At 62.1% G+C, this 23,978-nt stretch carries 28 protein-coding genes; 17 read left to right on the top strand and 11 right to left on the bottom strand.

Annotation, left to right across the window (positions count from 1 at the left end; translation table 11 throughout):
* Window positions 1-5 precede the first annotated feature (5 nt).
* Complete coding sequence (locus tag OS035_RS00305) at window positions 6-515, top strand: GNAT family N-acetyltransferase (RefSeq protein WP_097627659.1); 510 nt, start codon at window positions 6-8, stop codon at window positions 513-515.
* A 139-nt stretch (window positions 516-654) separates the two neighbouring features.
* Window positions 655-1,356, top strand: a complete 702-nt coding sequence (locus OS035_RS00300; RefSeq protein WP_097627661.1) for a pentapeptide repeat-containing protein — start codon at window positions 655-657, stop codon at window positions 1,354-1,356.
* A gap of 184 nt (window positions 1,357-1,540) precedes the next feature.
* Here OS035_RS00300 and msrB read toward each other — a convergent pair whose 3' ends face one another.
* On the bottom strand, window positions 1,541-1,954 hold the full coding sequence (msrB, locus tag OS035_RS00295) for a peptide-methionine (R)-S-oxide reductase MsrB (protein WP_097627663.1): 414 nt from the start codon (window positions 1,952-1,954) through the stop codon (window positions 1,541-1,543).
* Between the two features lie 189 nt (window positions 1,955-2,143).
* On the opposite strand from msrB, the gene OS035_RS00290 reads away from it, so the two are divergent.
* The 9 genes from OS035_RS00290 to OS035_RS00250 all read left to right on the top strand — a co-directional run bounded on the left by OS035_RS00290 (window position 2,144) and on the right by OS035_RS00250 (window position 9,453).
* Entirely contained in the window at window positions 2,144-2,359 is a 216-nt protein-coding gene (locus tag OS035_RS00290; protein ID WP_097627665.1) for a hypothetical protein, read from the top strand.
* Between the two features lie 115 nt (window positions 2,360-2,474).
* On the top strand, window positions 2,475-4,835 hold the full coding sequence (locus OS035_RS00285; RefSeq protein WP_331813214.1) for a putative monovalent cation/H+ antiporter subunit A: 2,361 nt from the start codon (window positions 2,475-2,477) through the stop codon (window positions 4,833-4,835).
* A complete protein-coding gene (locus OS035_RS00280) occupies window positions 4,835-5,254 on the top strand; it encodes a Na(+)/H(+) antiporter subunit B (RefSeq protein ID WP_097627669.1) in 420 nt (139 codons plus the stop codon). The genes OS035_RS00285 and OS035_RS00280 overlap by 1 nt, the downstream gene beginning before the upstream one ends.
* Entirely contained in the window at window positions 5,254-5,631 is a 378-nt protein-coding gene (locus tag OS035_RS00275) for a Na+/H+ antiporter subunit C (RefSeq protein WP_097627671.1), read from the top strand. Before OS035_RS00280 ends, OS035_RS00275 begins: the two co-directional genes overlap by 1 nt.
* Before the next feature lie 250 nt (window positions 5,632-5,881).
* Window positions 5,882-7,435 carry a Na+/H+ antiporter subunit D gene (locus tag OS035_RS00270; RefSeq protein ID WP_097627675.1) on the top strand — a complete coding sequence of 518 codons (1,554 nt, stop codon included), beginning with the start codon at window positions 5,882-5,884 and terminating at the stop codon, window positions 7,433-7,435.
* Entirely contained in the window at window positions 7,432-7,905 is a 474-nt protein-coding gene (locus OS035_RS00265; RefSeq protein ID WP_131711496.1) for a Na+/H+ antiporter subunit E, read from the top strand. The genes OS035_RS00270 and OS035_RS00265 overlap by 4 nt, the downstream gene beginning before the upstream one ends.
* Entirely contained in the window at window positions 7,902-8,252 is a 351-nt protein-coding gene (locus tag OS035_RS00260; protein WP_097627679.1) for a cation:proton antiporter, read from the top strand. The genes OS035_RS00265 and OS035_RS00260 overlap by 4 nt, the downstream gene beginning before the upstream one ends.
* Window positions 8,249-8,581, top strand: coding sequence for a monovalent cation/H(+) antiporter subunit G (mnhG, locus tag OS035_RS00255; RefSeq protein ID WP_097627681.1), 333 nt, complete (start codon window positions 8,249-8,251; stop codon window positions 8,579-8,581). The genes OS035_RS00260 and mnhG overlap by 4 nt, the downstream gene beginning before the upstream one ends.
* Before the next feature lie 440 nt (window positions 8,582-9,021).
* Window positions 9,022-9,453, top strand: a complete 432-nt coding sequence (locus OS035_RS00250; RefSeq protein WP_003569414.1) for a MucR family transcriptional regulator — start codon at window positions 9,022-9,024, stop codon at window positions 9,451-9,453.
* A 213-nt stretch (window positions 9,454-9,666) separates the two neighbouring features.
* Here OS035_RS00250 and OS035_RS00245 read toward each other — a convergent pair whose 3' ends face one another.
* Window positions 9,667-10,089 carry a SufE family protein gene (locus OS035_RS00245; RefSeq protein WP_003587751.1) on the bottom strand — a complete coding sequence of 141 codons (423 nt, stop codon included), beginning with the start codon at window positions 10,087-10,089 and terminating at the stop codon, window positions 9,667-9,669.
* A 289-nt stretch (window positions 10,090-10,378) separates the two neighbouring features.
* Window positions 10,379-10,873 carry a DUF5330 domain-containing protein gene (locus tag OS035_RS00240; RefSeq protein WP_097627683.1) on the bottom strand — a complete coding sequence of 165 codons (495 nt, stop codon included), beginning with the start codon at window positions 10,871-10,873 and terminating at the stop codon, window positions 10,379-10,381.
* A 452-nt stretch (window positions 10,874-11,325) separates the two neighbouring features.
* Between OS035_RS00240 and OS035_RS00235 the strand changes: the two genes are divergently transcribed.
* From OS035_RS00235 to OS035_RS00225, 3 genes are all read left to right on the top strand, one after another.
* Window positions 11,326-12,867 carry a sensor histidine kinase gene (locus OS035_RS00235; protein ID WP_097627685.1) on the top strand — a complete coding sequence of 514 codons (1,542 nt, stop codon included), beginning with the start codon at window positions 11,326-11,328 and terminating at the stop codon, window positions 12,865-12,867.
* Window positions 12,839-13,762, top strand: coding sequence for a peptidoglycan-binding domain-containing protein (locus OS035_RS00230; RefSeq protein WP_331813213.1), 924 nt, complete (start codon window positions 12,839-12,841; stop codon window positions 13,760-13,762). The genes OS035_RS00235 and OS035_RS00230 overlap by 29 nt, the downstream gene beginning before the upstream one ends.
* Window positions 13,763-13,938: 176 nt before the next feature.
* The gene (locus OS035_RS00225; protein WP_097627690.1) at window positions 13,939-14,283 is read left to right on the top strand and encodes a DUF1491 family protein; all 345 of its coding nucleotides are present in this window, start codon (window positions 13,939-13,941) and stop codon (window positions 14,281-14,283) included.
* Between the two features lie 21 nt (window positions 14,284-14,304).
* Here OS035_RS00225 and OS035_RS00220 read toward each other — a convergent pair whose 3' ends face one another.
* Window positions 14,305-15,354 (bottom strand): DUF2336 domain-containing protein, encoded by a 1,050-nt coding sequence (locus OS035_RS00220; protein ID WP_097627692.1) that lies wholly within the window; start codon window positions 15,352-15,354, stop codon window positions 14,305-14,307.
* Between the two features lie 247 nt (window positions 15,355-15,601).
* Window positions 15,602-15,808 (bottom strand): hypothetical protein, encoded by a 207-nt coding sequence (locus OS035_RS00215; RefSeq protein ID WP_331813212.1) that lies wholly within the window; start codon window positions 15,806-15,808, stop codon window positions 15,602-15,604.
* Window positions 15,809-16,347: 539 nt separating this feature from the next.
* On the opposite strand from OS035_RS00215, the gene OS035_RS00210 reads away from it, so the two are divergent.
* A complete protein-coding gene (locus OS035_RS00210) occupies window positions 16,348-16,515 on the top strand; it encodes a hypothetical protein (RefSeq protein WP_165503950.1) in 168 nt (55 codons plus the stop codon).
* A gap of 13 nt (window positions 16,516-16,528) precedes the next feature.
* Here the strand turns inward: OS035_RS00210 and OS035_RS00205 are convergent, their stop codons facing one another.
* From OS035_RS00205 to OS035_RS00195, 3 genes are all read right to left on the bottom strand, one after another.
* Window positions 16,529-17,077, bottom strand: coding sequence for a DUF1254 domain-containing protein (locus tag OS035_RS00205; protein ID WP_003587740.1), 549 nt, complete (start codon window positions 17,075-17,077; stop codon window positions 16,529-16,531).
* A complete protein-coding gene (locus tag OS035_RS00200) occupies window positions 17,070-17,657 on the bottom strand; it encodes a DUF1214 domain-containing protein (RefSeq protein ID WP_097627696.1) in 588 nt (195 codons plus the stop codon). Before OS035_RS00200 ends, OS035_RS00205 begins: the two co-directional genes overlap by 8 nt.
* A gap of 194 nt (window positions 17,658-17,851) precedes the next feature.
* Window positions 17,852-20,038: a transglycosylase domain-containing protein gene (locus tag OS035_RS00195; RefSeq protein ID WP_331813211.1), complete on the bottom strand. Its 2,187-nt coding sequence runs from the start codon at window positions 20,036-20,038 to the stop codon at window positions 17,852-17,854.
* A gap of 195 nt (window positions 20,039-20,233) precedes the next feature.
* Here OS035_RS00195 and OS035_RS00190 point away from each other — a divergent pair, with 195 nt between their 5' ends.
* Entirely contained in the window at window positions 20,234-20,716 is a 483-nt protein-coding gene (locus tag OS035_RS00190; protein WP_012557045.1) for a YcgN family cysteine cluster protein, read from the top strand.
* A gap of 5 nt (window positions 20,717-20,721) precedes the next feature.
* Here the strand turns inward: OS035_RS00190 and OS035_RS00185 are convergent, their stop codons facing one another.
* Window positions 20,722-21,282: a TetR family transcriptional regulator gene (locus OS035_RS00185; RefSeq protein ID WP_097627700.1), complete on the bottom strand. Its 561-nt coding sequence runs from the start codon at window positions 21,280-21,282 to the stop codon at window positions 20,722-20,724.
* A 90-nt stretch (window positions 21,283-21,372) separates the two neighbouring features.
* Here OS035_RS00185 and OS035_RS00180 point away from each other — a divergent pair, with 90 nt between their 5' ends.
* Window positions 21,373-22,287 (top strand): SDR family oxidoreductase, encoded by a 915-nt coding sequence (locus tag OS035_RS00180; RefSeq protein ID WP_331813210.1) that lies wholly within the window; start codon window positions 21,373-21,375, stop codon window positions 22,285-22,287.
* Between the two features lie 93 nt (window positions 22,288-22,380).
* Here OS035_RS00180 and OS035_RS00175 read toward each other — a convergent pair whose 3' ends face one another.
* Together OS035_RS00175 and OS035_RS00170 are read right to left on the bottom strand one after the other, a co-directional pair.
* A complete protein-coding gene (locus tag OS035_RS00175; RefSeq protein WP_183777468.1) occupies window positions 22,381-23,442 on the bottom strand; it encodes a fatty acid desaturase in 1,062 nt (353 codons plus the stop codon).
* 328 nt (window positions 23,443-23,770) lie between these two features.
* Window positions 23,771-23,914, bottom strand: a complete 144-nt coding sequence (locus OS035_RS00170; protein WP_003587729.1) for a hypothetical protein — start codon at window positions 23,912-23,914, stop codon at window positions 23,771-23,773.
* Window positions 23,915-23,978 lie beyond the last annotated feature (64 nt).

The following is a 23,978-nucleotide window of genomic DNA, read 5'->3' as shown; positions in this document are numbered from 1 at the left end:
CAATTATGAAAGACACCGTCCTCCTCCGCGACGCCACCGAAACCGATCTTCCCGCCATCCGTGATATCTACAATCACGCCGTCGAACACACGACGGCGATCTGGAACGAGACGCTAGTCGATCTCGAAAACCGGCGGGAATGGATGAAGGCGCGCAAGGCCCGCGGCTTTCCCGTCATTGTCGCCGAGCTGTCGGGCAAGGTCGCCGGCTATGCCTCCTATGGCGACTGGCGCGCCTTCGACGGTTACCGCCACACCGTCGAGCATTCCGTCTATGTCGACAAGGATTGCCGCGGCGCCGGCATCGGCGAGCGGCTGATGCGCGAATTGATCGTCCGCGCCGCGGCGGGCAATATTCATGTGATGATCGCCGGCATCGAGGCCGAGAACACCGCCTCGATCCGGCTGCACGAAAAGCTCGGTTTTCGCATCGCCGGTAGATTTTCCGAGGTCGGCACCAAATTCGGCCGCTGGCTGGACCTCACCTGCATGGAGCTTCGCCTGCCTTCGGCCTAATCCGGCATCCCTCGGGCCCCCGGGCATTGCCATTGTCAACGGCGCTCTCCATCTTTTTATTGTAGTCAGAGCTGTGTAAGAAAGTAGAGGCGACCGGCTTCGAGGGTGGCCTTAGAATGGTATGGAGGTGAACAGTTCAATGGCAAAGCACGGATCGTCGCTCGGTCTCCTTGCCCTCGCTCTTCTGGCATTTCCGCCGGTCGCCGCCCGGGCCGCCGATTGCGGCAGCCTGGCCTCGCCGAAGCTCGACTGGCAGGAATGCACCAAGAAGAACCTGATGCTGCAGGGCAGTGATCTCGAAGGTGCCAACCTCGTCGGCACGGATTTCTCGCTGACTGATCTCGCCGGCGCCAACGTCAAATCCGCCAATCTCGAAAAGGCGACTTTGGTGCGCGCCTCGCTCGAGGGCGCACACGCCGAAGGCGCCAGCTTCGCCAAAATCGAAGCCTATCGCGCCAGCTTCGCCAATATCATCGCCGAAGGCGCTTCCTTCGCCGGCGCCGAGCTGCAGCGAGCCAATTTCGCCGGCGCCAGGCTTGCCGGCGCGAGCTTCGAAAAAGCCGAACTCGGTCGCGCCGATTTCGACAAGGCGGTGCTGACCGGCACGAAATTCTCTTTCGCCAATCTCTCCCGTGCCGATCTCTCCGGCGCAAGTTTGGAAGGCCCGGCGATCTTCGAGCGCGCCTTCATGTTCCTCACCCGCATCGAAGGCCTCGACCTCTCGGCGGCATCCGGCCTCGAACAAGCCCAGATCGACCTTGCTTGCGGCGACACCTCGACCAAGCTCCCCGCCGGCCTCTCTGCGCCGACGACCTGGCCATGCCCTGCCGAGCATGAGTGATCGGTCAAGACTCGCCAGCCGGACCGTCGCGCTGTAGGCCCGGTTTTGCGCCGAAAGCTTGCCCCTCACCCTCTCCCTCTCCCCGTAGAAACGGGGCGAGGGGACGTGCGATACGAGACGTATCGTGGAACGGAGAAGTTGCCGACAGGCGAATGAAGGGCAGGTTGCCTCCTGCGCCGAACGTCTATTGCCCCGGCTCAAACACCATGGAATGGCCGTTGATGCAGTAGCGCAGGCCGGTCGGCGGCGGGCCGTCGGGGAAGACGTGGCCGAGATGGGCTTCGCAGCTGCCGCAGCGGATTTCGGTGCGCACCATGCCAAAGGCGGTGTCGCGATGCTCGGTCACCGCATCGGGCGAGACGGCTTCGAAATAGCTCGGCCAGCCGCAGCCGGCGTCGAACTTCGTGTCGGAGCGGAACAGCGGGGCGTTGCAGCCGACACAGCGGTAAAGCCCTGTCTCGAAGGAATCCCAATAGGGGCCGGTGAAGGCGCGCTCGGTGCCGTGCTGGCGGGTGATGCGGTATTGCTCGGGGGTGAGCTGCTCCTTCCATTCCGCATCGGTCTTGTGGATCTTGGCGGTGGTTGCGGTTTCGGACATGCCATGCTCCTTTCGCCGAGGGGCGGTTCCGTTTTGCCAGAAAATGTGGTGCGCCGTCGACAGTTCATCAAGACTTGGGCACCATCCCGCCCCATTGACCATGTACCGCTTTTTGGGGAGGGCGCCTGCTCTTACATCCGTTAGGGGTTTTCTGTTAGGGTTAATGTTACGTGTATAGGGGAATCACTGGTGTTTGAAGCAGCAATCGTCCTGCTCTACGGCTTCGTAGCCGCAGCCGCCATGGCGGTCACGCTCCTGGAGGGCTGGGCCAACCATGACGGCTTGACGCTCCATCGTCTGGCGGGGCTTTTCGCCTGCCTGCTGTGGCCGCTGACGCTTCTGGTCTTTATCCTGCACGGCTGCGTTGTCCGGTTGCTGACCCGTCTTTCCCGATCGGCCGCCTGATTACGTCGAATAGCTCCTGCGGCCGAAATCGCTTGAGACGCCCTCCCGTTTCGCCTAAGTCAGAAGACAGGCCGGTTTTCGCTGGTGCGTCGTTTATCGCTGTTGGGGAGGAGATATGGCCGATGTCACGGCTTTGACATTTCTGGCCCTGTGTCTGCCGCTTGTCGGCGCTCTTGCCGCTCCTCTCGTCATCCGCATCTTCGGCGCCAACGGTGCCTGGTTTCTGGCGCTCGCGCCCTTGCTCGCCTTTCTGCATTTCCTGCGTTTCGTGCCCGCGATCGCGCGCGGTGAGGTCGTCGCCGGCGGTTATGCCTGGGTACCGAGCTACAATCTGTCCTTCTCCTGGTTTCTCGATGGCTTGTCGCTGGCTTTTGCACTGCTGATCACCGGCATCGGCACCCTGATCGTGCTGTATGCCGGCGGCTATCTCAAGGGACACAAGGATCAGGGCCGCTTCTTCTCGTTTATCTTCCTCTTCATGGGGGCGATGCTCGGCCTCGTCGTTTCCGACAGTTTCCTGATGCTCTTCATCTTCTGGGAGCTGACGTCGATCACCTCCTTCCTGCTGATCGGCTTCGATCACGAGCGCGAGGCGGCGCGCCGCGCCGCCCTGCAGGCGCTTGTCGTCACCGGCGGGGGAGGGCTCTGCCTGCTGGCCGGCCTGCTGCTGCTCTGGAACATATCGGGCGTCACGCAGCTGTCGCAGCTCATGGCATTTGGCGATGCCGTGCGCGAAAGCCCGTTCTATCTCGCTGCCCTTATCCTGGTTCTTGCCGGCGCCTTCACCAAGTCGGCGCAGTTTCCCTTTCATTTCTGGCTACCGAACGCCATGGAGGCGCCGACGCCGGTGTCGGCCTACCTGCATTCGGCCACGATGGTGAAGGCGGGTGTCTATCTGCTGATGCGGCTCAATCCCGTCATGGGGGCGACCCCCGCCTGGGAAATCCTTCTGCCCTTCTTCGGCGGGTTGACGCTGGTGGTCGGCGCCACGCTCGCCATCGGCGAGGCCGACCTGAAGCTCAAGCTCGCCTATACCACCGTCTCCTCGCTCGGCCTGCTCGTCATGCTGATCGGCTTCGGCTCCGAGCATGCGGTGGAGGCGGCAGCGCTCTATCTGGTGGCGCATTGCCTTTTCAAGGGTGCGCTGTTCATGGTCGCCGGGATCATCGATCACGAGACCGGCACGCGCGATGTCACCAGGCTCGGCGGCCTCGGGCGGGCGATGCCGCTGACGTGGGTCATCGCACTTGCGGCGGCCCTCTCCATGGCCGGCCTGCCGCCCTTCTTCGGCTTCCTCGCCAAGGAGGAGATCTATACGGCACTCACCGGCGGCGATGTCCGCGCGCTTACCTTCACTACCATCACCGTCTTCGGCAATGCGCTGATGTTTGCCGTCGCCTTCGCCGTGGCGCTGAAACCCTTTCTCGGCCGGCCGGTGGAGACGGAGAAACATCCGCACGAAGCGCCCGTCCTGCTCTGGCTCGGCCCGGCCGTTCTCGCTGCCCTCGGCCTGCTTGCCGCGATCTTTTCGAGCTTCACGCACGCTGCCCTGTCGTCGCCGATATCAGCCGCGATCCGCCAGACCCCTGCTGAGATCGACATTTCGCTGGCGCTGCATCCAGGCGTGCCCTTGGCGGTCTCCGCTTTGACAGTGCTTCTCGGCATCGGCGTCTATTGGCAGCTCGCCCGCGCCCGCGTGGCGATGGCGATCTTCCTGCGCGCCGCCGGGCGCGGGCCGGATCACGGATTCGATCTTGCCATATCGGGCCTTGTCCGCTTCGCCGCCCGCACCATGCGTATTCTGCAGCCGGGGCGGCTGCAAATCTATATCGCCTGCACCTTCCTCTCGGTCGCCGCCATCCTCATCATCCCCCCCGTCGTCTTTGGTGAATTGCCGCAGCTTCCAGCCTGGCCGGCGGATGTCCGGCTCTATGAATGGGCGGTTTTGCTGATCGCTGCGGTCGGCCTTGCCGCCGTGCTCGTCGCCCGCGACCGGCTGACGGCAATCGTCTCGCTTGGCATTCAGGGTCTTGCCGTCGCTATCATCTTCCTGCTGTTCGGGGCGCCGGATCTCTCCTTCACCCAGTTCATGGTCGAAACCCTGTCGGTGGTCATCCTCGCCCTGGTCATGACCAGGCTCCGCCTCTCCCCGGACGATCGGCGCCCGCTTGGCCGAAGGCTCTTCGACGGCGCGCTTGCGCTCGTCTGCGGCCTCGGCTTCACGCTTATGCTGATGCGGGCAACACAGGTGCCGTTCAACGATGCGCTGACGGTGTTCTTCAACGCCTATTCGAAAACGATTGCCCATGGCGCCAATGTCGTCAACGTCATCATCGTCGACTTCCGCGGCACTGATACGCTCGGCGAAATCGCCGTCGTCGCGGTCACCGGCCTTGCCATCCTGGCGCTGATCCGCATCCGCGCCGGCACGGAGCGCAAGCTTGCCGCCAATGATCCAGTGGAGGCCGAGGGCTGATGCATACCCTGATCTTCCGCACCATTGCCCCGTTCCTCACCGCGCTGATGCTGCTTTTCTCCGTCTTCGTGCTGCTGCGCGGCCATAACGAGCCGGGCGGTGGCTTCATCGGCGGGTTGATTGCCGCTTCGGGACTGGCGATCTATGGCATTGCTCTTGGTGTTGCCGCCGTTCGCCGCGCGCTTTTCTTCCATCCGCTGTCGATCGCCGGCTTCGGCCTGCTGCTGTCGACGCTATCAGGCCTTCTCTCCATCCTTTTTGCCGTTCCCTTCATGACCGGCCTCTGGGTCTATCCGAACCTTTTCGGTCTCGAAGTGCCACTGTCGAGCGTCATGCTCTTCGACGTCGGCGTCTATCTCGTCGTCTTCGGCGCTATCACCTCGATCGCGCTGACATTGGAAGAAAAGGAGGTGGAATGATGGAGCCGCTTCTGGCGATCCTCGTCGGCCTGTTTTTCGCTGCCGCCATCTATCTGATGCTGTCGAAATTCACGATCCACATCATGCTCGGCATCGCCATCCTCGGCAATGCCGTCAACCTCCTGCTCTTTACTTCAGGCCGGCTGACGCGCGAGGTGCCGCCAATCATCCCGGCGGGTCTCGACGCCTTGCCCGCCGGCACCGCCAATCCGCTGCCGCAGGCACTGATCCTGACGGCGATCGTCATCTCCTTCTCCTTCCTCGCCTTTCTGCTGGTGCTGACCTACCGCGCCTACCAGGATCTCGGCACCGACGACACCAGCGAAATGCGCGCCGCCGAGCCCGACGACCGGCCGCTGCCGCCATTGGGGTATTGATGCAGATGTTGGTGCTGGCGGTTACACCCCTCTGCCCTGCCGGGCATCTCCCCCACAAGGGGGGAGATCGGCTGGGGGCGAAGTCTCACCCTCGTCAGATGCCTGAGATAGACGAAGCGGCTGGGGGTGCAATTGATATATCGGCAAGGGCGCGCGTCTTGCCGATCTCCCCCCCTGTGGGGGAGATACCCGGCAGGGCAGAGGGGGGCATCCCACGGCACGCCCCTCGCGTTCCCAAAGGCCACGCCTGATGGCCGCTCCCACCTCCGCCGTCGATCTCTCCGCCGCCCTGATCACCGCCCCGGTGCCGATCGGCCATTGGCTTGCCATTCTGCCGGTCGCCCATTGCATCACGCTCGGCGCCGTCCTGCTGATGCTGCGCGCCTACCCCCGCCTGCAGGCCTGGCTGGCCATTTTGGGCCTTGTGTTGCTGGCGCTGATCGATGCGGCGCTGCTGGCCAAGGTCGTGGCCGAAGGGCCGCTCACCATGGTGATGGGCCGCTGGCTGCCGCCCTTCGGCATCGCCTTCACGGTCGACCTCTTCGGGGCGCTGATGGCCTTCACTTCAGCCCTTGCTGCGCTCGCCGCCGGCATCTATGCGCTGACCGATATCGGTGACAGCGGCCGGCGATACGGGTTTTTCCCGCTGCTCATGCTGCTGATGGCCGGTGTCAGCGGCGCCTTTCTCACCGGCGATATCTTCAATCTCTATGTCTGGTTCGAGGTGCTGCTGATCTCCTCCTTCGGGCTGATCATTCTCGGCTCCGAACGTCGGCAGATCGACGGTGCGCTGAAATATGCGGTGCTGAACCTCATCGCCACGACGCTGTTCCTGATCGGCGTCGGCATCCTTTATGCCGTCTTCGGCACCCTCAACATGGCCGATATCGCAGTAAAGGCGAGGGATTTGCGCGCCACGGCGCCGCTGATGACGCTGGCAAGTCTCTTCCTGCTCGCCTTCGCCATGAAGGCGGCCGCCTTTCCGGTCAATTTCTGGCTCCCAGCAGCCTATCATACACCGCGCATCGTGGTCTCGGCGCTGTTTGCCGGCCTGCTCACCAAGGTCGGCATTTACGCATTGATCCGGGTGGTCGTCATGCTGCTGCCGGTGGAGCGCCAGGAATTGAGCCTGCTGATTGCGCTTATCGCCGCGGCGACCATCCTCGTCGGCGCGCTCGGCGCGCTTGCCGAAAACGATATCCGCAGGCTGTTCGGCTATGTCGTCATATCGGGCATCGGCAATATGCTTGCCGGCGTCGCACTTGGCGGTACGGGCGGCGGCATCAGCGGCGCAGTCTTTTACGCGCTTCATTCCATGGTGCTGATGACGGCGCTTTATCTTGCCGCTGGTGAAATCGCCCGGCGCGGCGGCGGCTTTCTATTGTCGACGCTCGGCGGCCTCTACCGCCAAAGCGGCGGCTTCACCGCGCTCTCCCTGGTGCTCTTCCTTGCCGCCTGCGGCCTGCCGCCCTTTTCCGGCTTCTGGCCGAAGGTCATTCTCGTCAAGGCCGCGCTCGATAGTGGCGCCTGGTGGCTGGCGGCCGTGATCCTCGCCGGCGGTTTTCTGACGACGATCGCCTTTGGCCGCCTCTTTCTGCTCGCCTATTGGCGCCCGGCGCCGATGGCCGCGAAACCGGCCGCAGCCCTCTGGGGCACCGGCCTGCCGCTTGCCGCGCTGACGGCGCTGGTCGTCGGCTTCGGCATCCTGCCGGACCAGCTGCTGGCGCTGTCGCAATCGGCCGCCGCCGGTCTTGCCGATCCGGAAGCCTATGTTCATTCGGTCTTTCCCGGAGGCATCAGGTGATCGCCTTTCTCTTCAATCTTCTGCTCGCCATTGCCTGGGTCGCCGTCACCGGCAGCGCCTCGCTGCACAATCTCGTTCTTGGCTTCCTGCTTGCCGCCCTTTCGCTCGCCATCATCCGCGAACCCTTCGGCGGCAAGGGATATCTGCGCCGCGCCAGCCTGGTGTTCTCGCTCGCCCTCTTGTTCCTGAAGGAATTGTCGCTGTCGGCCTGGAGGGTCACACTCACCATTCTTTCGCCCGATATGAAGCTGAAGCCCGGCATCTTCGCCTTCCCCCTGACGGTGACGAGCGATTTCGAGATCACTCTGCTGGCAAACCTCATCACCCTGACACCCGGCACGCTTTCGGTCGATGTCTCCACAGATCGCCGCACGCTCTATGTCCATGCGCTCGATTGTTCCGATCCCGAGACAGCCAAGCGCGATATCGCCAATGGTTTCGAGCGCAAGATCATGGAGGCTTTCCGGTGATCACACCTGCCGCCATCGTCGCGGCCGCATCCTCGGCTGCACTCATCATCCTCGGCCTGGCACTGATTCTGACGGTCTGGCGCGTCGTTGCCGGCCCGACATTGCCGGATCGCATCCTCGCCCTCGATATGCTGACCGGCATCGCCATCGGTTTGATCGCCGTCATCGCGGTCAAAACCGGCTTTTCGCTCTATATCGATATCGCCATTTCGCTCGGCCTCGTCGGTTTCCTGGCAACGGTTGCCTTCGCCCGATTCGTGCTGTCGCGCGGCAACATCAAATCGCCGGCGTCCGCATCTCCGGCAAAGGCCGGCGCCAAACGGCGTGCGGGAGGGAAGAAACGATGATGGATTATATCCTGGCCGGCACCACTGCCTTGCTGCTGATATCGGGTGCGCTCTTTGCTCTTTCGGCAGCGATCGGACTGGTCCGGCTGCCGGACCTCTATACGCGTATGCACGCGGCCTCGAAGGTCGGGACGGTCGGTTCCGGTCTGCTGCTTCTTGCCGCCGGCCTCTATTCGCAGGAACTGTCGATTCTCGCCCGCGCCATTGCCGGCTTCGTCTTCCTGCTGCTGACGGCGCCGGTCTCCGCCCATCTGCTGGCCAGAGCCGCCCACCTTTCGGGATATGCGCTCGGCGCCGTCTCGGTCCGCGACGATATGCGAAAGCGCTGAGCCTGTGCTGTTTCGCCGCTTTACCAGATTTATGCAAAACTTATGCACAGGAAGCTGTGAGTAAAGCTTGCCAGAACGCGCCTTAATTCTTCATCTGTCATTTTTTCTCAAGAAAAACGACAAATAATAATTGGCCTTTCGACCAAACGATGGTATTTGAAAATGCAAGTAGAGTTCTGATTGTGAATCGCAATCGTACTGCTTCCAAGTCTCTCAGTTTTGATTTTTTATGTCTAAACTGGGGCCATCGCCTGGGGCATGACGTAGTGATTTGCAGCCAGGCAGTATTAGAACAGGTCTCGCTCTTCGGAATCTAGGGGTGGATTTCGCGTTTTTCGAAACAGAAGGTCGCTTCCCGTGCTTTTGCTGTTCGCTTCTACGAGGCGGGTCTTTGACGTAACAGTCAAAGGCCGTTTGAGCATGCTAACAGGAGAAAAAATATGACGGAAATGGCGACCGGCAATGCGCCGGAGCTGCTTGTGGAACTGACAGCCGACATCGTCGCGGCTTATGTCAGCAACCATGTTGTCCCGGTCAGCGACCTGGCAAATCTGATTTCCGACGTGCATTCGGCACTGAGCAACACGTCCGTACCGCAGCCTGCTGCGGCCATCGTCGAAAAACAGAAGCCTGCAGTCTCTGTCCGCAAGTCCGTACAGGACGAGCAGATCACGTGTCTGGAATGCGGCGGCAACTTCAAGTCCCTCAAGCGTCACCTGATGACGCATCACAGCCTCTCGCCGGAAGAATACCGCGAGAAGTGGGACCTGCCGACCGACTACCCGATGGTAGCGCCCGCCTATGCCGAAGCGCGTTCGCGCCTGGCAAAGGAAATGGGCCTGGGTCAGCGCCGCAAGCGCGGCCGCGGCTGAGCTTTTTCGAAAGCCATCAACGACAAAAGCCGGGTCTTGTGCCCGGCTTTTCTGTCTGTGCTTGCGGCGGCGCCTCTGACCTATGCTTTGCGAGCAGCCGTAGAATGTATTCCTATACTATCAGCAAGTGTTAATGTACTGATTCGTTGATCGTAGCGCTTCCTGAATCGCTTGGGGCGCGGCGTCTCTCAGAACCCCTTATCGCAAGCGCGTTCAGGCCGCGGCGCGAAGCTTTGCTTCCTCACGGATCCTGTTGACCATCGATCGCAGTCCATTCGAACGCTGCGATGACAGGTTCTCCACCAGACCGATCTTCGAGAAGATCTCGAAGGCATCAAGGCCGGCGATCTCCGACGCCGTCTTGCCGGAATAGGTGGCAAGCACGATGGCGACGAGGCCGCGGACGATATGGGCGTCGGAATCCCCTTCGAAACTCATGACCGGGTTGTCGGGATCACCTGTTGTATGCGTCACCAGCCAGACCTGGCTGGCACAGCCCATTACCTTATTTTCGGAGGTACGCTTCTCCTCGGCGAGGTCCGGCAGCGCCTTGCCGAGTTCGATGACATAGCGGTAGCGGTCTTCCCAATCGTCCAGGAAGGCGAAGTCGTCGATGATCTGGTCGAGGGATGCCATGGGAAAGCCTTTCAATCTTAAAACTGCATATAGGTGAAAGACCGGCGGATTTGAACCGTTAAAGCGCGCCGCGTCGAACAGGATTCATGCGACACGCTTCAATTCCTCGTTTTCATGCGTGTCGTGATCTCTAAACCGCGGCACGCGTCCTGGTGACATGCATGAAAAAGAAACGCCGTGAGGGATGGGCATCCTCACGGCGCAGCAACATGCTGAATTAAACAGGGCAGGCACGTCAGGCATGGGGCATTTCCGCGTCGTGCGGGCCACCGATGCAAGCTTGGAAAATCTAGATCGCCGGCTTCGGCGTCGGCAGCGGGATCGCGCCGGTGACAACCGTCTCGGCGGAGGCGTCATCTTCGACCGGCGGGCGGTAGGGCATCGGCTGGTTCAGCGCGGCCTTTGCCTCGCGTACCTTTTCCTGGATGGCGGGTGCCGTAAGCGAAGGCATGGTGAGAGCCACCGGCATTTGCGTTTCGGCATGTTTTGCTGTCGCCGGCGTCTCGTCCTTGAACTGGCTGTCGAGCAGTTCATAGGCGACGTGGGCGCCTTCACGCGCCCGGTAGCCGAGTGCGGTGAGCGTTTCGGCGCCCTTGGCGCAGACCTCGGGTTTTTCTGAGCACATGCCGGTGAGATAGTCATAGGCGCCGCTTGCCGCCGTAAAGGCGTCGGAAAGCTGCAATTGCGGGCCGCTGGCGAACTTGTCGGAACCCTCCGTGCTAAAGACGGAAAGGAGCACGAGCACAAGGCCAAACCAGAAGGATCCTTTGATTAGAAACCACATTGTCGTTGCCCATCCTGTTTTCCCGTCCGGTTCTTGTCGCCGAATCAGGCCGGTTGTCCGGTGTGATTTCACCCTACCGCCAAGTTGCGAATGCCGCTTTTCGAAACTCACGCGCATTTGCGGCAAATTTAGTTCAAATTTTAGCGAACGGTATTTGACGGACATTTTAGTCGAATGCGAGCGATCGCCGTTAAGCATCAGGGCAGCACCTCGCTGCAATTGCAGGGCTTTTGCCGGCTCGCCTTGCCACAGGAGTTAACGCAATGCTGAAATATGAGGAAAATCCGTCGCTTACCTGCCATTAACCACAAAAGGCAAAGAGCCTTTCAGATGCTTCAAAACGGGATTTTCGGGCCTTTTGGGCTGTGAACAGCGCTTTTGCCTTATCCTTTCTTTAAGCCGCCGGGGCCTATTGTCCGGATCGATAGACAGCCTTTTTGGGCGGGTATTGCGTGCGAGTATTGAGTAACATTGGCGGCTGGGTGACGGCGCTCGTAGACCGGGCGGCGACAAGCTGGCTCTCCCGGACGGGCGGCGGTGAAGCCGTGCGCCAGCGCGAGCTTGCGATCCTGCGCCGCCTCGTGCTGTTCTCGTCGGCTGCGCTTATTGCCGCTCCGATCGGCCTCTCGGCGGTCACCAGTCCGGCCGTCGCCTTGCCGGCAGGGGTCGCCATGGTTTGCGCCGCCTTTCTGTTCTCCGCCGTCGGCAGCATCGCGCTTGCCCGTCAGGGCTCGTCCGCCGGGATCGCGACACAGTCGGCCGAGGACTTCTTCCTTGACGCCACCCCCGGGCTCGTCTTCTTCCTCGATCCGCACGGCAGTGTGGCCACGATCGGCGGCCGCGACCGGCGCGATTTCCTCGCCTGGATGCGCGATCCCAAGGGCAGGGGCTTCCTGGAGCAGGTGCACGTCTCCGACCGCATCCTTTTCCTGCAGGCGCTCGATAGCCTGCGCCGGGGCGAGGATGCCGAGTGCGTCGATCTGCGCATCGACCGCCCCTCGGTCGCGCGCGATCAACGCCAGTTCGCCTATCTTAGAATGGACATGACGGCCCGGCGCGACGCCGACGGCGAACTTGCCGCCGTCATCGCTCAGCTGCGCGATGTCTCCGTCGAGCAGCAGCTGCGGGCCGAAGCCCAGAACCGTGTTGCCGATGCCGAATCGGCAAACGACGCCAAGTCGCGCTTCCTCGCCGCCGTCAGCCACGAACTGCGCACGCCGCTGAACGCCATTCTCGGTTTTTCCGATATCCTGATCGGCGAATATTTCGGCAAGTTCGAAAACGACCGTCAGCGCGAATATGTCGGCCTCGTGCGCGAATCCGGCGCCCATCTCCTGTCCGTCGTCAACACCATGCTCGACATGAGCAAGATCGAAGCCGGCCGCTACGAGCTTATCCTTGAACCTTTCGATATAGCGAGTTCGGTCAAATCCTGCGAATCGATGCTGGCATTGCAGGCCAAGACCAAAGGCCTGACGCTGACGAGCCGGATCCAGCGCGGCCTCGGCGAGATCGTCGCCGATCAGCGCGCCATCCAGCAGATCCTCATCAATCTCGTCGGCAATGCCATAAAGTTCACCGAGGCCGGCGGCGTCGTCTCGGTCGACGCGGCGGCACGCGACGGCATCCTCAAGCTGACGGTCAGCGACACCGGCATCGGTATTGCGGCCGACAAGCTGGCCTTGCTCGGTCAGCCCTTCGTCCAGATCCAGAACGACTATACCCGTCGCTTCGAAGGCACCGGCCTTGGTCTTTCCCTGGTCAAGGGGCTGGTGGCGCTGCATGGCGGGCATTTCGCCATCGCCAGCCAGCCCGGCGAAGGCACGATCATCACCATAGAGATCGCGGTGGACGGCTCGGGCGCCATATGCGCCGAAGACGCCGGTCATGGCGCGACTGTCGAGTTCCCGCCGCGGCTGAAGGGCGCGCTCAATGCAGGTGTAGAATTGGGGGAGGGGCGTTTGGATGGCCGCGCACAAGCGAAAATCGCCTAAGGGAAAAAGGGGACGGCAGCAGCCGGGCCTCTTGATGTCGGGTGCAGCCGCCCTGGGCGGCCTCAGCCTGCAGGGCGCCTCGGTGCTCGGCGGCGTCATCGGCCGCAATCCCTCGGTTGCCGGCGGCACGATCACCTTTGTCGTCATCTTCTCCTTCGTCGCCGCCAATGCGCTCTGGTATCAGCCGGGCCTGCATCCCCACCCGATTTTCCGCACCCGCGATCCGCAGTCTTCCAACGTGCTCGGCGCCCGCCGCCCGGCCGAGGAGCAGCAGGGCGACGTCACCACCTTCCGCATCGAGCGGCCGGAGGATGCCGCGACCACCACCAACGCAACGCCGGCGCCGGCCGCGCCCGGCCAGCAGCCGAGCCAGCTCGTCATGGACATCCAGCAACAACTGGTGCGCCGTGGCCTCTATAACGGCATACCCGACGGCGTCATCGGCCCACGTACCAGCGCGGCCATCCTCTTCTTCGAGGAAACCGTCGGCATGGCCCAGACCGGCGATCCGACGCCGCAGGTGCTGGCGGCGCTGAAGACTGATTCAGCCGGCCCCTCGACCGTTCCCATGGAAAAGCCGCCCGAGGATGTCAGCTCGAAGGCAGCGGCGGAAGACCCGGTCGCAGCGGCGATCCGCAGCGCCGAAAAGACGGTCAAAACCGCTCCGTCATCCGCAAAGCAGGTTCCCTCAAGCGAAATCACCAATGTCGATCTGGTGCTGAAGATCCAGAAGGGCCTTTCCAACATGGCCTATGCCAATGTCGGCGTCGACGGTGTTGCCGGCGAGCAGACCCGCGCGGCCATCCGCCATTTCCAGAAGCACTACAACCTGCCCGAAAACGGCGAGCCGACCCAGGCGGTGCTGAAAAAACTCAAGGAGATCGGCGCAATTTAGCCCGAAGCCTGTCGCGCAAAAGTGCGTAGCGCTTTTCCCGCGCACAGCGCGAAACGCCTTAGAAACACCCCTACCATAACCGGAAACCCTCGCAGCCCAAGCGGCCTGGCCATGTCGTCTGGAACACCGCCAATCGCCGCATTGCCGCCGCTGGCCGCCCGGTCTATACCGCGCCGATGAGATTACGCGCCGACATCTTCGTTTCCGCCCTCCTGCGCCGCGTCTTCGCCAGCGGCGATTTTGCCGCCGTCGAAAAGAAGGGTGCGGAGGAGGCGGGTGCGATCTTCATCCGCCAGCATTTTCGCGACGGCCTGGAAACGCTCTATGCGCCTGCGCCGCAGACCGCCTTCGGCGAAGATGAGGCGGGCGCCCGTCTGTTCGAGATCCGCCTGTCGCGCAGCGAGCCGGAGGCGGTGCGCGCCATGCTGGAGCGGGAACGCCGGTTCGACCCCGATCTGTGGATCGTAGAGCTCGAGGCGGAGGAATTGGGCGACATGATCCCGCTTGCACGGGATGGCTGAGGGCTGGCGGGTCTGCCGATCTCAGCGGGATCGCCGCCCCAGGACACGCATGTCGCGCTGCGCCGGCGCCTGATTGAGGAAGCGGTGGCTCGGCGTTTCCTGAGGTGCAGGCGCATTGGCCGCTTCGGGTTTGTAGGTGTAGCGATCGGCGCGGCGCCAAGCTTCCACCCGTTCGTGGCATTCTTCCGGATCGAGCGCATCGAGCACCATCCAGCCGCGCGTGACATTGTGCTGCTGTTCGGCAAGATGCGGATAAAGCTTTTCCAGCACGAAGACGGCGTCGAGAAAGCCCATGCCAAGGCTCGTCAGCGTCGTCGCGAGCTGCTGGCCGGAAAGATCGAGCATGATGCGTTCTGCAAGCCAGCGGCTGGCCGACAGCGCATCGGCCAGCGCGGTTGCGAAATGCATTGCCTCGCGTGAGCGGGCAAAACGTACCAGCAGCGCCTCCTGAATATCGGTAAGCGTGCGCAGGCCAAGCCTGTCCTCGTCGGCCCGGCCGAGATGGCCAGCAAGACCGAGAATACGCTCGCGCAGCGCCTCTTCATTGGCAACCCGCTGTTCCTGCAGCGCATCCGCCTCGTAGGTTTCTCCAGGCGCCGGCGACAGCGGCACCGTCTGGGATTCTGTGATGGGCGCCGATGCGGCGGCCGACCGCGGCTGGCTCTGGCGTAGCGCCACCAGCGCATCGATGACCTTCGGCGAGAGGGAATCGCGACTGACGATCGCCTTTACATGCGCTGCACCCTGCATGCGCGCGATGGTAATCAGGGTATCGTCGGCAATTGCCTTGGAGGCGGCAAGAAAAGGGGCGGCGATCTCGATCGGCTGGTTGCCGATGAACAGCGCCACGGCCGCCGGCATGTTTTCGCATTGAGAGAGTGCCGCGACGGCCTGGCGTTTGGCCTCGTCGGAGGAGGCCTGGAACAGCGGCATGAAAAGCTCGGCAAATTGGCGCAGTTCGGAACGTGTCGGATGAGACAGGTTCTCGAAACTGCTGACGGTCGCCATCAATACCACGTCCTTTTTCCTGACGGCCAATGGGCCCTCTAGGTCTCGAAACCGGTCACGCACAAGAACACCCCGAAAACGCCGAACCAAGGGGAACCACGGGCCGATATGCGCTGGCGGAACGCATGCCGGGCCACATGGGTTATGAACAAATCCTACACCGGTAGGGTTAATGCATGCTGAAGATTTTGTGAAAATGCGCCAGAAATATACACGCGGCGCGTGTCGCGGCGTGATTGGCCGGCAACATAAAAGTCTGTTGGAAGAGGCCGCTGCAACGACTGCACCGCTGGCATCACAAGGGAAAAGGTCAGGCGGCTTTGCGATCGCGCAGCGCGTCCAGCAATTTTTCGCGGCTGTTGTGGCCGGCCTGATAAAGGTCGAGTGCCGCCGATGCCGCATACTGCGCCTCGACGCTTTTGATGTCGACGCGCCGTTCCGCGCACCAGGCATCGAGCGCACCGCGCAGAATGTCGAGATCGTCAGGCGAGAAATGTGAATTCACCAGCAAAGACATCGCTAGCCTCCGCATTCCGGCAAGAGCGTGAATATCCGCGATCGATCGGGGCCGGAAATGCTGATCGACTGGAGCAAACATACGCGTATCGGATTCGTCTGCAATTAAATATTTTCATGAAGCATTTCTGCAACATTGCTCTTTTGCTGCCGGGGTAGGCGTGCTCCGCTCTTCTCAACTATATGATTTACTTCTTGTTTTATACTTCGAGTTCGGGCCGGAGCCTTGGGCGGGCGGCGTGAAACCAAATCAACTCTTCGCGCGTTACAGAGCAGGTAACGTGAACTGTGTTTGGCTTCCGCCGAATATTAGTAAACTGTTAACTGTCATATGTCTCAATTCGGATGGGAACGACGCGATTTGAGTGTTTGGATCGTTGAGACTCCTGATCACGGTATTTCAACCAGGTGCCGTGGGAAAGGCGCGAATGCCCTCGGTTCGGTCACTCCGCCACCGCAGGACGCGCCGGCTCGCACATTGGCGGGCAGGGTGAAATCCATCGTAAGTTCATCCGTCTCGGGCAGTGCATGGAGACGAGAATGGCAATAGTAGTCGCATTGGCGGATCGGCAGCCGCGGGCGCCCCGCCGCCCGGACAAAGAGCCCCGCGAAGCTAAGATCCTCTGGTTCACGGGCGTCCGCTACGAGCGGCTGACCGAGAGCCCTAGACATGGTCCGGCGCCCGCGCCGCGCGTCAACAAGAAGTAACGTCCGGTCAACTTTAGCGGGCGCTAAATTGCTCACAGCCGGCTTCCGTCAGGAAGTTCCGCGCCGCCTCATTAAAACTTGCCTGCGGCGCCAGCGTCCGCAGCACGGCATAGCCGTCCGGCCGCGCCATTTCCACCAGGATCGCCTGCTGCAATTCCTGCGGCAGGTTCTTGCGCAGGTCGGTCAGCTGGATCGGGCCGCCGGCCAGCACATCGAGCGCACCGCCGACCGAGGTTCTGTCGTTCATGCTGAAGACCTCGTTGGAGGCGCTGTCGTAGATGGCGATCGACCAGAAGGGCACATTGCCCTTGGCGGTGAAATGCACCGGCGCATCCTCGACGTCGAAGGAGCAGACGGCGGTGCGCACGAAGGGGTCGCCATTGGCAAGGCCTGCTTCGTCATACTGGCCGCCGAGCAACGTGAAATTGTTGAGGTCGCCCTCCGCCTCCACGCGGGTCGCCGCATCCTTGCCGGTGAAATGCGGCAGCGACAGGATGATGACGAGGTGCAGCAGGGCTGCGCCGAAAAGGCCGGTCAGAATGGCGAAGAAGATCCTAAGCATTGCCGCATCCGGTCTTGGTGAGCTTCGGCATGGCGAGGTCGATCACGCCGGAGCTGCCGGCGGTCGGCGTGTCGAACAGCGTCAGCACCAGCCGGAAGGTGCCGGCCTCCGGCAAGGCCAGCCAGTTGCCGGGCTGCGCCGCGGCTGAGATGTCGATCGAGAAGCTGCTGTCCGGCTGGCGCAGCACCGTCCAGGAATTGAGCGCTGAGGGATGCCCGGTCTTGACTGCCGCCGGGTTGCCGCCATTGTCGGCGGTAAAGAGTGTCCAGATCCGGGCAGGCGGCGTTTGCCCGCTGATGCGGTAGCGGCAGCCGGCATTCAGCCGCGCACCGTCGTCGTCGACGCTCGCCGTGAAGGTCAGCCCCTCGGCGCTGCCGTAGAGCAGCTTGCCGGCGCGAGCCCGATGCGACTTGGCATAAGGATCGGCATCGACCGTCTGAAGCGCCGGAAAGGCCTCCCACGCCCCGAGCTTGATCGCCCCGAAACCCTGTGTCGCATCCAGCGCATACAGCGAAATCATGATCCCGCCGCCGAAGGCGACGATCAGCGTGACCAGGATGAAGAGGGGGAATCGAAACACGTCAAGACCTTGGAAACCATATCGAGTTAAAGGGTTACCACTGATTCTGGTGGGGTGGAATGCCATGCGACGACATGTACGCGATCTATCCAGAGGTGCGGGCGTGCGCGCCTATGATTTGCCCTCACCTAGCCGGATGAGGGGCCACGCTCTCGCAGATCTCCCGGAAATCGTTCGTCGCATCCACGCGGCGTCTATTCGGCGCTCGCCACCTTCGCCGGCGCGAGCGGGGCGGCATTTTTCAGCTTTGCGCCGAGGGCTTTGAGAATATTCGTCGATGGCACCGAGAGCATGCGCGGCCGGATGAGCTGCGGCAATCCGTCCTGCGGCTTGGCGGCGACGGTCTTGGCGAGATCCTTTTCCGAGGGCAAGGGATTTTCGATGCCGGGAATGGCGCGCAGCGTCACACCCTGATGGGCGTAGTCCATGGCGCGCTTGAAGGTCATCGCCGGCAGCGAGCCGCCGGTCATGTTGTTGGTCGAGGTATAGTCGTCATTGCCGAACCAGACGGCGCAGGTGTAGTTGCCGGTGAAACCCACGAACCAGGCGTCGCGGTAGGCCTGGGTCGTGCCGGTCTTGCCAGCTGTCACGATGCCGTTGTCAAGGGCTGCCTTGCGCGCCGTGCCGACATAGGGAACGCGCGACAACATCTGGTTCATATAGGCATCGGCCTGTTCCGAGAGTACGCGTTTAGGCGCCGGCTCGTCGCGGTCGAAATCATAGAGCACGTCGCCGTCGTAATCGAGAACCTGGGTGATGCCGTGGCGGCGCGACTGATAGCCGCCGGCCGGGAAGGTGGCATAGGCCGTCGCCTGATCGAGCACCGTCACCTCGGACGTGCCGATCGGGATGGTGACGTCGTCGCGGATCGGCGTTTCGACGCCGAGGTTCTTCGCCATGGCCCGGATCGGCTGAATGCCGAGCTTCTCCTTGGCAAGCCGCACCGGCACCGTGTTGATCGATTGGGCGATCGCCGTCTCAAGGGTTATGCGGCCAGCATAGTGGTTCGCATAATTGTGCGGGCTCCAATTGCCCCAAGAGATCGGTGCGTCGACGATCGTCGTCTGCGGCGTCATCCCGCTCTCCATGGCCACCGAATAGGTATAGACCTTGAAGGAGGATCCCGGCTGGCGCAGCGCCCTGGTGGCGCGGTTGAACTGGCTTTCGCCGTAGTCCCGCCCGCCGACCATGGCGCGTACCGCGCCGCCGTTCTCGATCATCACCATGGCACCCTGCTTGGCGTGATAGGCCTCGCCATATTCGCGCAGCGACGTTTCGACCGATTCCTCAGCCGCCTGCTGGATACCCATGTCGATTGTCGTGCGCACGATCAGCGAATGCTGGTGGAATCGCGGCGACAGCCGCTGCACCTCGTCGAAAGCCCAATCGAGGAAAAAGTCGGGCGATTCTACCTCGTTGCGGTCGACGACGGTTGCCGGATTGCGCCGGGCGGCGATCACCTGTCCCTCGGTCATCAGCCCGCTCTGCACGAGATTGGTCAGCACCTCATTTGCGCGCGCACGTGCCGCCGGCAGATTCACATGCGGCGCATATTTAGCCGGCGCCTTGAACAGGCCGGCCAGCATGGCGGATTCGGCAAGGTTCACATCGGTGATATTCTTGCCGAAATAGAACTGCGCCGCCGCGGCTGCGCCAAACGTGCCGCCGCCCATATAGGCGCGGTCGAGGTAGGTAGAGAGGATTTCCTTCTTGGAAAGGTTCGACTCGAGCCACAAGGCGAGGAACGCTTCGGTGATCTTGCGGTCGATCGAACGCTCGTTGGAGAGAAACAGGTTCTTGGCGAGCTGCTGGGTCAGCGTCGAGCCGCCCTGCACGACTTCGCCGGCCTGGGCGTTAGTCACCACGGCGCGGAAGAGGCCGATCACGTCGATGCCGAAATGGTCGAAGAAGCGCCGGTCTTCGGTAGCGAGCACCGACTTGATCAGGGAATCCGGCAGCTCGTCGATCGGCACGGAGTTCTGGTGAATGACGCCGCGATGGCCGATGACGTTGCCGTAACGATCAGTAAAGGTGACGGCGAAATCGCCGCGGTTGCGCCAGTCCTCCTTGGTCGCCTCGAAGGCCGGCTGGGCAAGCAGCAGCATCAGCACCGAGCCGGCCGCCCCGAGCGTCAGCCCTTCGCCGGCCAATTCGAAGACCATGCGCTTCCAGCCGCGCACGCGGAAGCGGCGAAAAAAGATGGTGATGTCTTCCCAGATCTCGGCGGCGCGGAAGCCGGCGTTCCAGACGGTTGAGTCGATCCACGAATCGATGCGCAGCAGGATGTGGCGGCTCTTCGCCGGCCGCTTGTCCGCCGCGTTATTCGCCGTTTCTTTGGGTCCCGCTTCGGGACCTCTTTCGGGGTTGTCCGGATCCTGCACGTCCTGTATTCCCGCCTGATCGCGCTTCGCTTATCTCCGGCCGTCGGAAAGCGACGAAAGCGCGAGGCCGCCATATGGCCGCAAAGCCCTCCGATACCAGGAGCATGCTGAAGAATTGATTGATTTTGCGGCTGATAACAAGAGAGATAGATGGCTGTCACGTCAATTTGCGGGCCGCTGTTGCAAGAAATGACGATGAACGATCTGCCCTTCTGGAAGCGCAAGACGCTTGCCGAAATGACCGTCGCCGAATGGGAAAGCCTCTGCGACGGCTGCGGTCTCTGTTGCCTCAACAAAATCGAGGAATGGGATAGCGGCGATATCTATTTCACCTCGGTCAGCTGCAAGCTGCTCGACGGCGAAAGCTGTCGCTGCTCTAGCTATGAGAACCGCTGGGATTTCGTTCCGGATTGCGTGCAGCTGACCAAGGAGAATGTGCCCGATATCGCCTGGCTGCCGCCGACCTGCGGCTACCGGCTGGTCAATGAAGGCCGTGATCTCTACTGGTGGCATCCGCTAATCTCCGGCGATCCGGAAACCGTTCATGCCGCCGGCATTTCCGCGCGCGGCCGCACGATCAACGAAAACGAGATCGATATCGACGACCTCGAAGACTACGTCGTCGACTGGCCGCTGACTGTGGGTGAAGAGAAGGACGAGGAAGAGGAAGAGGCGTAATCGGCTCAGCTTTTTACCGCAGCGAGGAAGCGGCGCAATTCCACCTCCACATATTTGTCCACCGGCCCTTCCGCGCCAAAGCCCCACCAGGTGAGCGAGCCCTGCCATTGCGACAGCATCAGCCGGGCGATGGTCTCCGGCGCGCCTGCCGATGCGAAACAGCGTGCGATCGCCGCGGTCAGCGCCGTTCCCCAGGCAGCCCCCCGGGCGCGCAACACCGGATCGCGGAAGTCCTCGCGCAGCACCCGCAGTCCCTCGCCATAGGCGGCGGCATTGTCGCCGTAATCCTGCGACAGTCCGACAAGCAGCGCGACGGCGCCGTCCGGTGTGATCGCCACGCTGCCTGCAAGCCTTGCCGTTTCCGCATCCAGCCTGTCCCAGGCGTATAGCAGCGCTGCGCGCAGCATCGCCGCCTTCGTGGTAAAACGCTGCACCAGCGTCGAACCGGAAAGGCCGCTGACTTTGGCCACCGCCGCAAAGGTCGCCGCATCCGGCCCCTCGGCATGGATCAGCGCCAAAACCATGGCGAGAAGCTGTTCATCGGAAAGCGTACGGCGGCGCGGCATGAATTTCCTCGCGTATCCGCCTTATTTATGAACGAACATTCGTTTATATGCAATGTCAGTTTTTTCTTTTCTAACGTGGAGGATGGAGAAGTGACAACGGACCTGCGGAAGAAAGTGGCTTTGGTGGCGGGTGCAACGCGGGGCGCCGGCCGCGGCATTGCAGTGGAACTCGGCTCTGCCGGCGCCACCGTCTATGTGACGGGGCGCTCGACGCGCGCACAGCAATCCGAATATGCCAGGCCGGAAACGATCGAGGAAACGGCCGAACGTGTCACGGCTGCGGGCGGGAGGGGTATTGCCGTGAGGGTAGACCATCTCGTCGAGGCTGAGGTCGAGGCGCTGGTCGCCCGCATCCGGGCAGAGGCTGGCCGGCTCGATATTCTCGTCAACGACATCTGGGGCGGCGAAAAGCTGTTCGAATGGGATAAGGCCGTCTGGGAGCATTCGCTGGACAAGGGCCTGCGCCTGCTGCGGCTCGGCATCGAGACGCATCTGATCACCGCCCATTATGCGCTGCCGCTGTTGATCGAGCGACCGGGCGGGCTGCTTGTCGAGGTGACCGACGGCACGGCCGACTACAATGCCACCCATTATCGGCTGTCGCCCTTCTACGACCTCGTCAAAACCGGCGTCACCCGCATGGCCTGGGCGCATGCGCAGGATCTGGTAAAACATGGCGCCACGGCCGTTTCGATCACGCCCGGCTGGCTGCGCTCCGAAATGATGCTGGATGCCTATGGTGTCAACGAAGACAATTGGCGCGAGGCAACCAAGGTGCAGCCGCACTTCGCCATTTCCGAAACCCCGCACTTCGTCGGCCGCGCCGTCGCTGCGATTGCCGCCGATCCCGACCGCGCCCGCTGGAACGGCCAGTCGCTGTCGAGCGGTGGGCTTGCCAAGGTCTACGGGTTCGATGACATCGACGGTTCGCGGCCGGATTGCTGGCGCTACATGGTGGAAGTGCAGGAGCCGGGCAAACCGGCGGATGTGACGGGATACCGCTAAAGCGCGTCGCTGGGGGCGGGGTGGCACAGCCCAAACAAAGGGCGAAGCGCGCCGCATCAATCAGATCGGGGCGACGCGCTTTGAGGCCTCTGCTTACTGCGCGGCTGCGAGCCGCGCCGCATCGCGAAACGACACCAGCCGTTTCGTCTGTTCGTCCCACAGCACCAGCTTGACGCAGCGCAGGCTTTCCATGAGCGTGATGCGGCCGAGGTCGGCAAGCTCAGGATGGTCTCGCAGCACCTCCGGCAGCCGGTAATAGGGCACCCGGCTCGACAGATGATGGACATGGTGGATGCCGATATTGCCGGTGATCCAGCGCAGCACCGGCGGCAGGTCGTAATGCGAAGCGCCGTGAAGGGCTGCATGCTGGAACTGCCAGTCCGGCTCCTTCGACCAATGCGTTTCCTCAAACTGGTGCTGGACGTAAAACAGCCAGACACCGGCAGCACCGGCCAGAAGCACGGTCGGCAGATGCACCAGCAGGAAGGGGACGATCCCGACTGCCCAGATCAGCAGTGCCGCGACCGCCGCGATGGCAAGATTGGTCGCCATTGTGGAGATCCAGGGCAAGGCGCCGGAGCGCATCATGCCGAAGGGCAGGCGCTGCTTGAAGATGAACAGCCATGCCGGCCCGATCCCGAACATCACGGCCGGGTGCCGGTAGAGCCGGTAACCAAGCCGGCCCCAGCGCGACAGCGCATTGTATTCGGCGATCGTCAGCGTTTCGATGTCGCCGACGCCGCGTTCGTCCAGGTTCCCTGCCGAGGCGTGGTGCTCCGCGTGTGCCCGGCGCCAATAGTCGTATGGCGTCAGCGTCAGGATGCCGATCGTTCGCCCAACCCAGTCGTCGACGCCGCGGCGTGCGAAAAACGAGCCATGGCCGCAATCGTGTTGGATCATGAACAGCCGTAACAGGAAAGCGGCGGCGGGAACGACGAGGATGAGGCCGGGCCAGAAGCTGTAATGAACCGCGGCCCATGCGGCAGCCCAGAACAGAGCGAACGGGACGACCGTGACGGCAAGCTCAAAAGCGCTTCGGCCCGCTCTCGGCTGACGGTATCCGGCAAGAATCTTCAACCAGCGCTTCTCAGCGAAAAGCGCGTTGTGCCCCCCGGAAGACTCCGAGTTTGCGGCGGGTTCGCCCAAAGGGACCACTTGGATTTCCTTAATCTCGTTGCGGCGCGCGGATTCGATCACAGAATAGCGCCATGAAAGGCCGCGATACTCGAAAGGCCGAGTGCGATCACTACAGCCGAGCGAATGAGAAAGAGCGGATAGTCGAAACGGTACATTGTGTGAAGAGAGACCATGGCTGCAGCACTTCCTGTTTTTGTGGAAACATGTCAATGGGTGATAATGTCACGCAGGAGCGTAGCGCGGCCGACCGGACGCGCAATCACTTCAGTTGACACATGATACTTATGCGCAAATCGATCGTGAATTGCGCTATCTCTGCGAAGAGGCGGGGGCTCGATAAGATCTTTTATTTCTTTGGAGCACTGCCATGCGGGGCGGTCGTGGTCGCCGTCTTCATCTGATTGGCGAACGTGCTTTCCACCTTCGCCGCCTGCTTGTCCTTCTTCGGCTTCCGGACCTCACGATTGCTTCTAACCTGTCCTTTTGCCATGAATAAATCTCCCGTTTGATCGAAAACTGAAAAGCCGTAGCCTGCGCGGTGTTCGCCCGCTTGT

The organism is Rhizobium sp. 268, assembly GCF_036571585.1.
Taxonomy (GTDB): Bacteria; Pseudomonadota; Alphaproteobacteria; order Rhizobiales; family Rhizobiaceae; genus Rhizobium; species Rhizobium redzepovicii.
Note: the sequence above shows the minus strand (reverse complement) of the source record. Positions and strands in the feature narration are given on the sequence as shown.

Bases quoted from the DNA above. Each gene is read 5' to 3' on its own strand.
- OS035_RS00305 (WP_097627659.1), top strand. From the start codon at position 6: ATGAAAGACACCGTCCTCCTCCGCGACGCCACCGAAACCGATCTTCCC.
- OS035_RS00300 (WP_097627661.1), top strand. From the start codon at position 655: ATGGCAAAGCACGGATCGTCGCTCGGTCTCCTTGCCCTCGCTCTTCTG.
- msrB (WP_097627663.1), bottom strand. From the start codon at position 1,954: ATGTCCGAAACCGCAACCACCGCCAAGATCCACAAGACCGATGCGGAA.
- OS035_RS00285 (WP_331813214.1), top strand. From the start codon at position 2,475: ATGGCCGATGTCACGGCTTTGACATTTCTGGCCCTGTGTCTGCCGCTT.
- OS035_RS00280 (WP_097627669.1), top strand. From the start codon at position 4,835: ATGCATACCCTGATCTTCCGCACCATTGCCCCGTTCCTCACCGCGCTG.
- OS035_RS00275 (WP_097627671.1), top strand. From the start codon at position 5,254: ATGGAGCCGCTTCTGGCGATCCTCGTCGGCCTGTTTTTCGCTGCCGCC.
- OS035_RS00270 (WP_097627675.1), top strand. From the start codon at position 5,882: ATGGCCGCTCCCACCTCCGCCGTCGATCTCTCCGCCGCCCTGATCACC.
- mnhG (WP_097627681.1), top strand. From the start codon at position 8,249: ATGATGGATTATATCCTGGCCGGCACCACTGCCTTGCTGCTGATATCG.
- OS035_RS00250 (WP_003569414.1), top strand. From the start codon at position 9,022: ATGACGGAAATGGCGACCGGCAATGCGCCGGAGCTGCTTGTGGAACTG.
- OS035_RS00245 (WP_003587751.1), bottom strand. From the start codon at position 10,089: ATGGCATCCCTCGACCAGATCATCGACGACTTCGCCTTCCTGGACGAT.
- OS035_RS00240 (WP_097627683.1), bottom strand. From the start codon at position 10,873: ATGTGGTTTCTAATCAAAGGATCCTTCTGGTTTGGCCTTGTGCTCGTG.
- OS035_RS00230 (WP_331813213.1), top strand. From the start codon at position 12,839: ATGGCCGCGCACAAGCGAAAATCGCCTAAGGGAAAAAGGGGACGGCAG.
- OS035_RS00225 (WP_097627690.1), top strand. From the start codon at position 13,939: ATGAGATTACGCGCCGACATCTTCGTTTCCGCCCTCCTGCGCCGCGTC.
- OS035_RS00215 (WP_331813212.1), bottom strand. From the start codon at position 15,808: ATGTCTTTGCTGGTGAATTCACATTTCTCGCCTGACGATCTCGACATT.
- OS035_RS00210 (WP_165503950.1), top strand. From the start codon at position 16,348: ATGGCAATAGTAGTCGCATTGGCGGATCGGCAGCCGCGGGCGCCCCGC.
- OS035_RS00205 (WP_003587740.1), bottom strand. From the start codon at position 17,077: ATGCTTAGGATCTTCTTCGCCATTCTGACCGGCCTTTTCGGCGCAGCC.
- OS035_RS00190 (WP_012557045.1), top strand. From the start codon at position 20,234: ATGAACGATCTGCCCTTCTGGAAGCGCAAGACGCTTGCCGAAATGACC.
- OS035_RS00185 (WP_097627700.1), bottom strand. From the start codon at position 21,282: ATGCCGCGCCGCCGTACGCTTTCCGATGAACAGCTTCTCGCCATGGTT.
- OS035_RS00170 (WP_003587729.1), bottom strand. From the start codon at position 23,914: ATGGCAAAAGGACAGGTTAGAAGCAATCGTGAGGTCCGGAAGCCGAAG.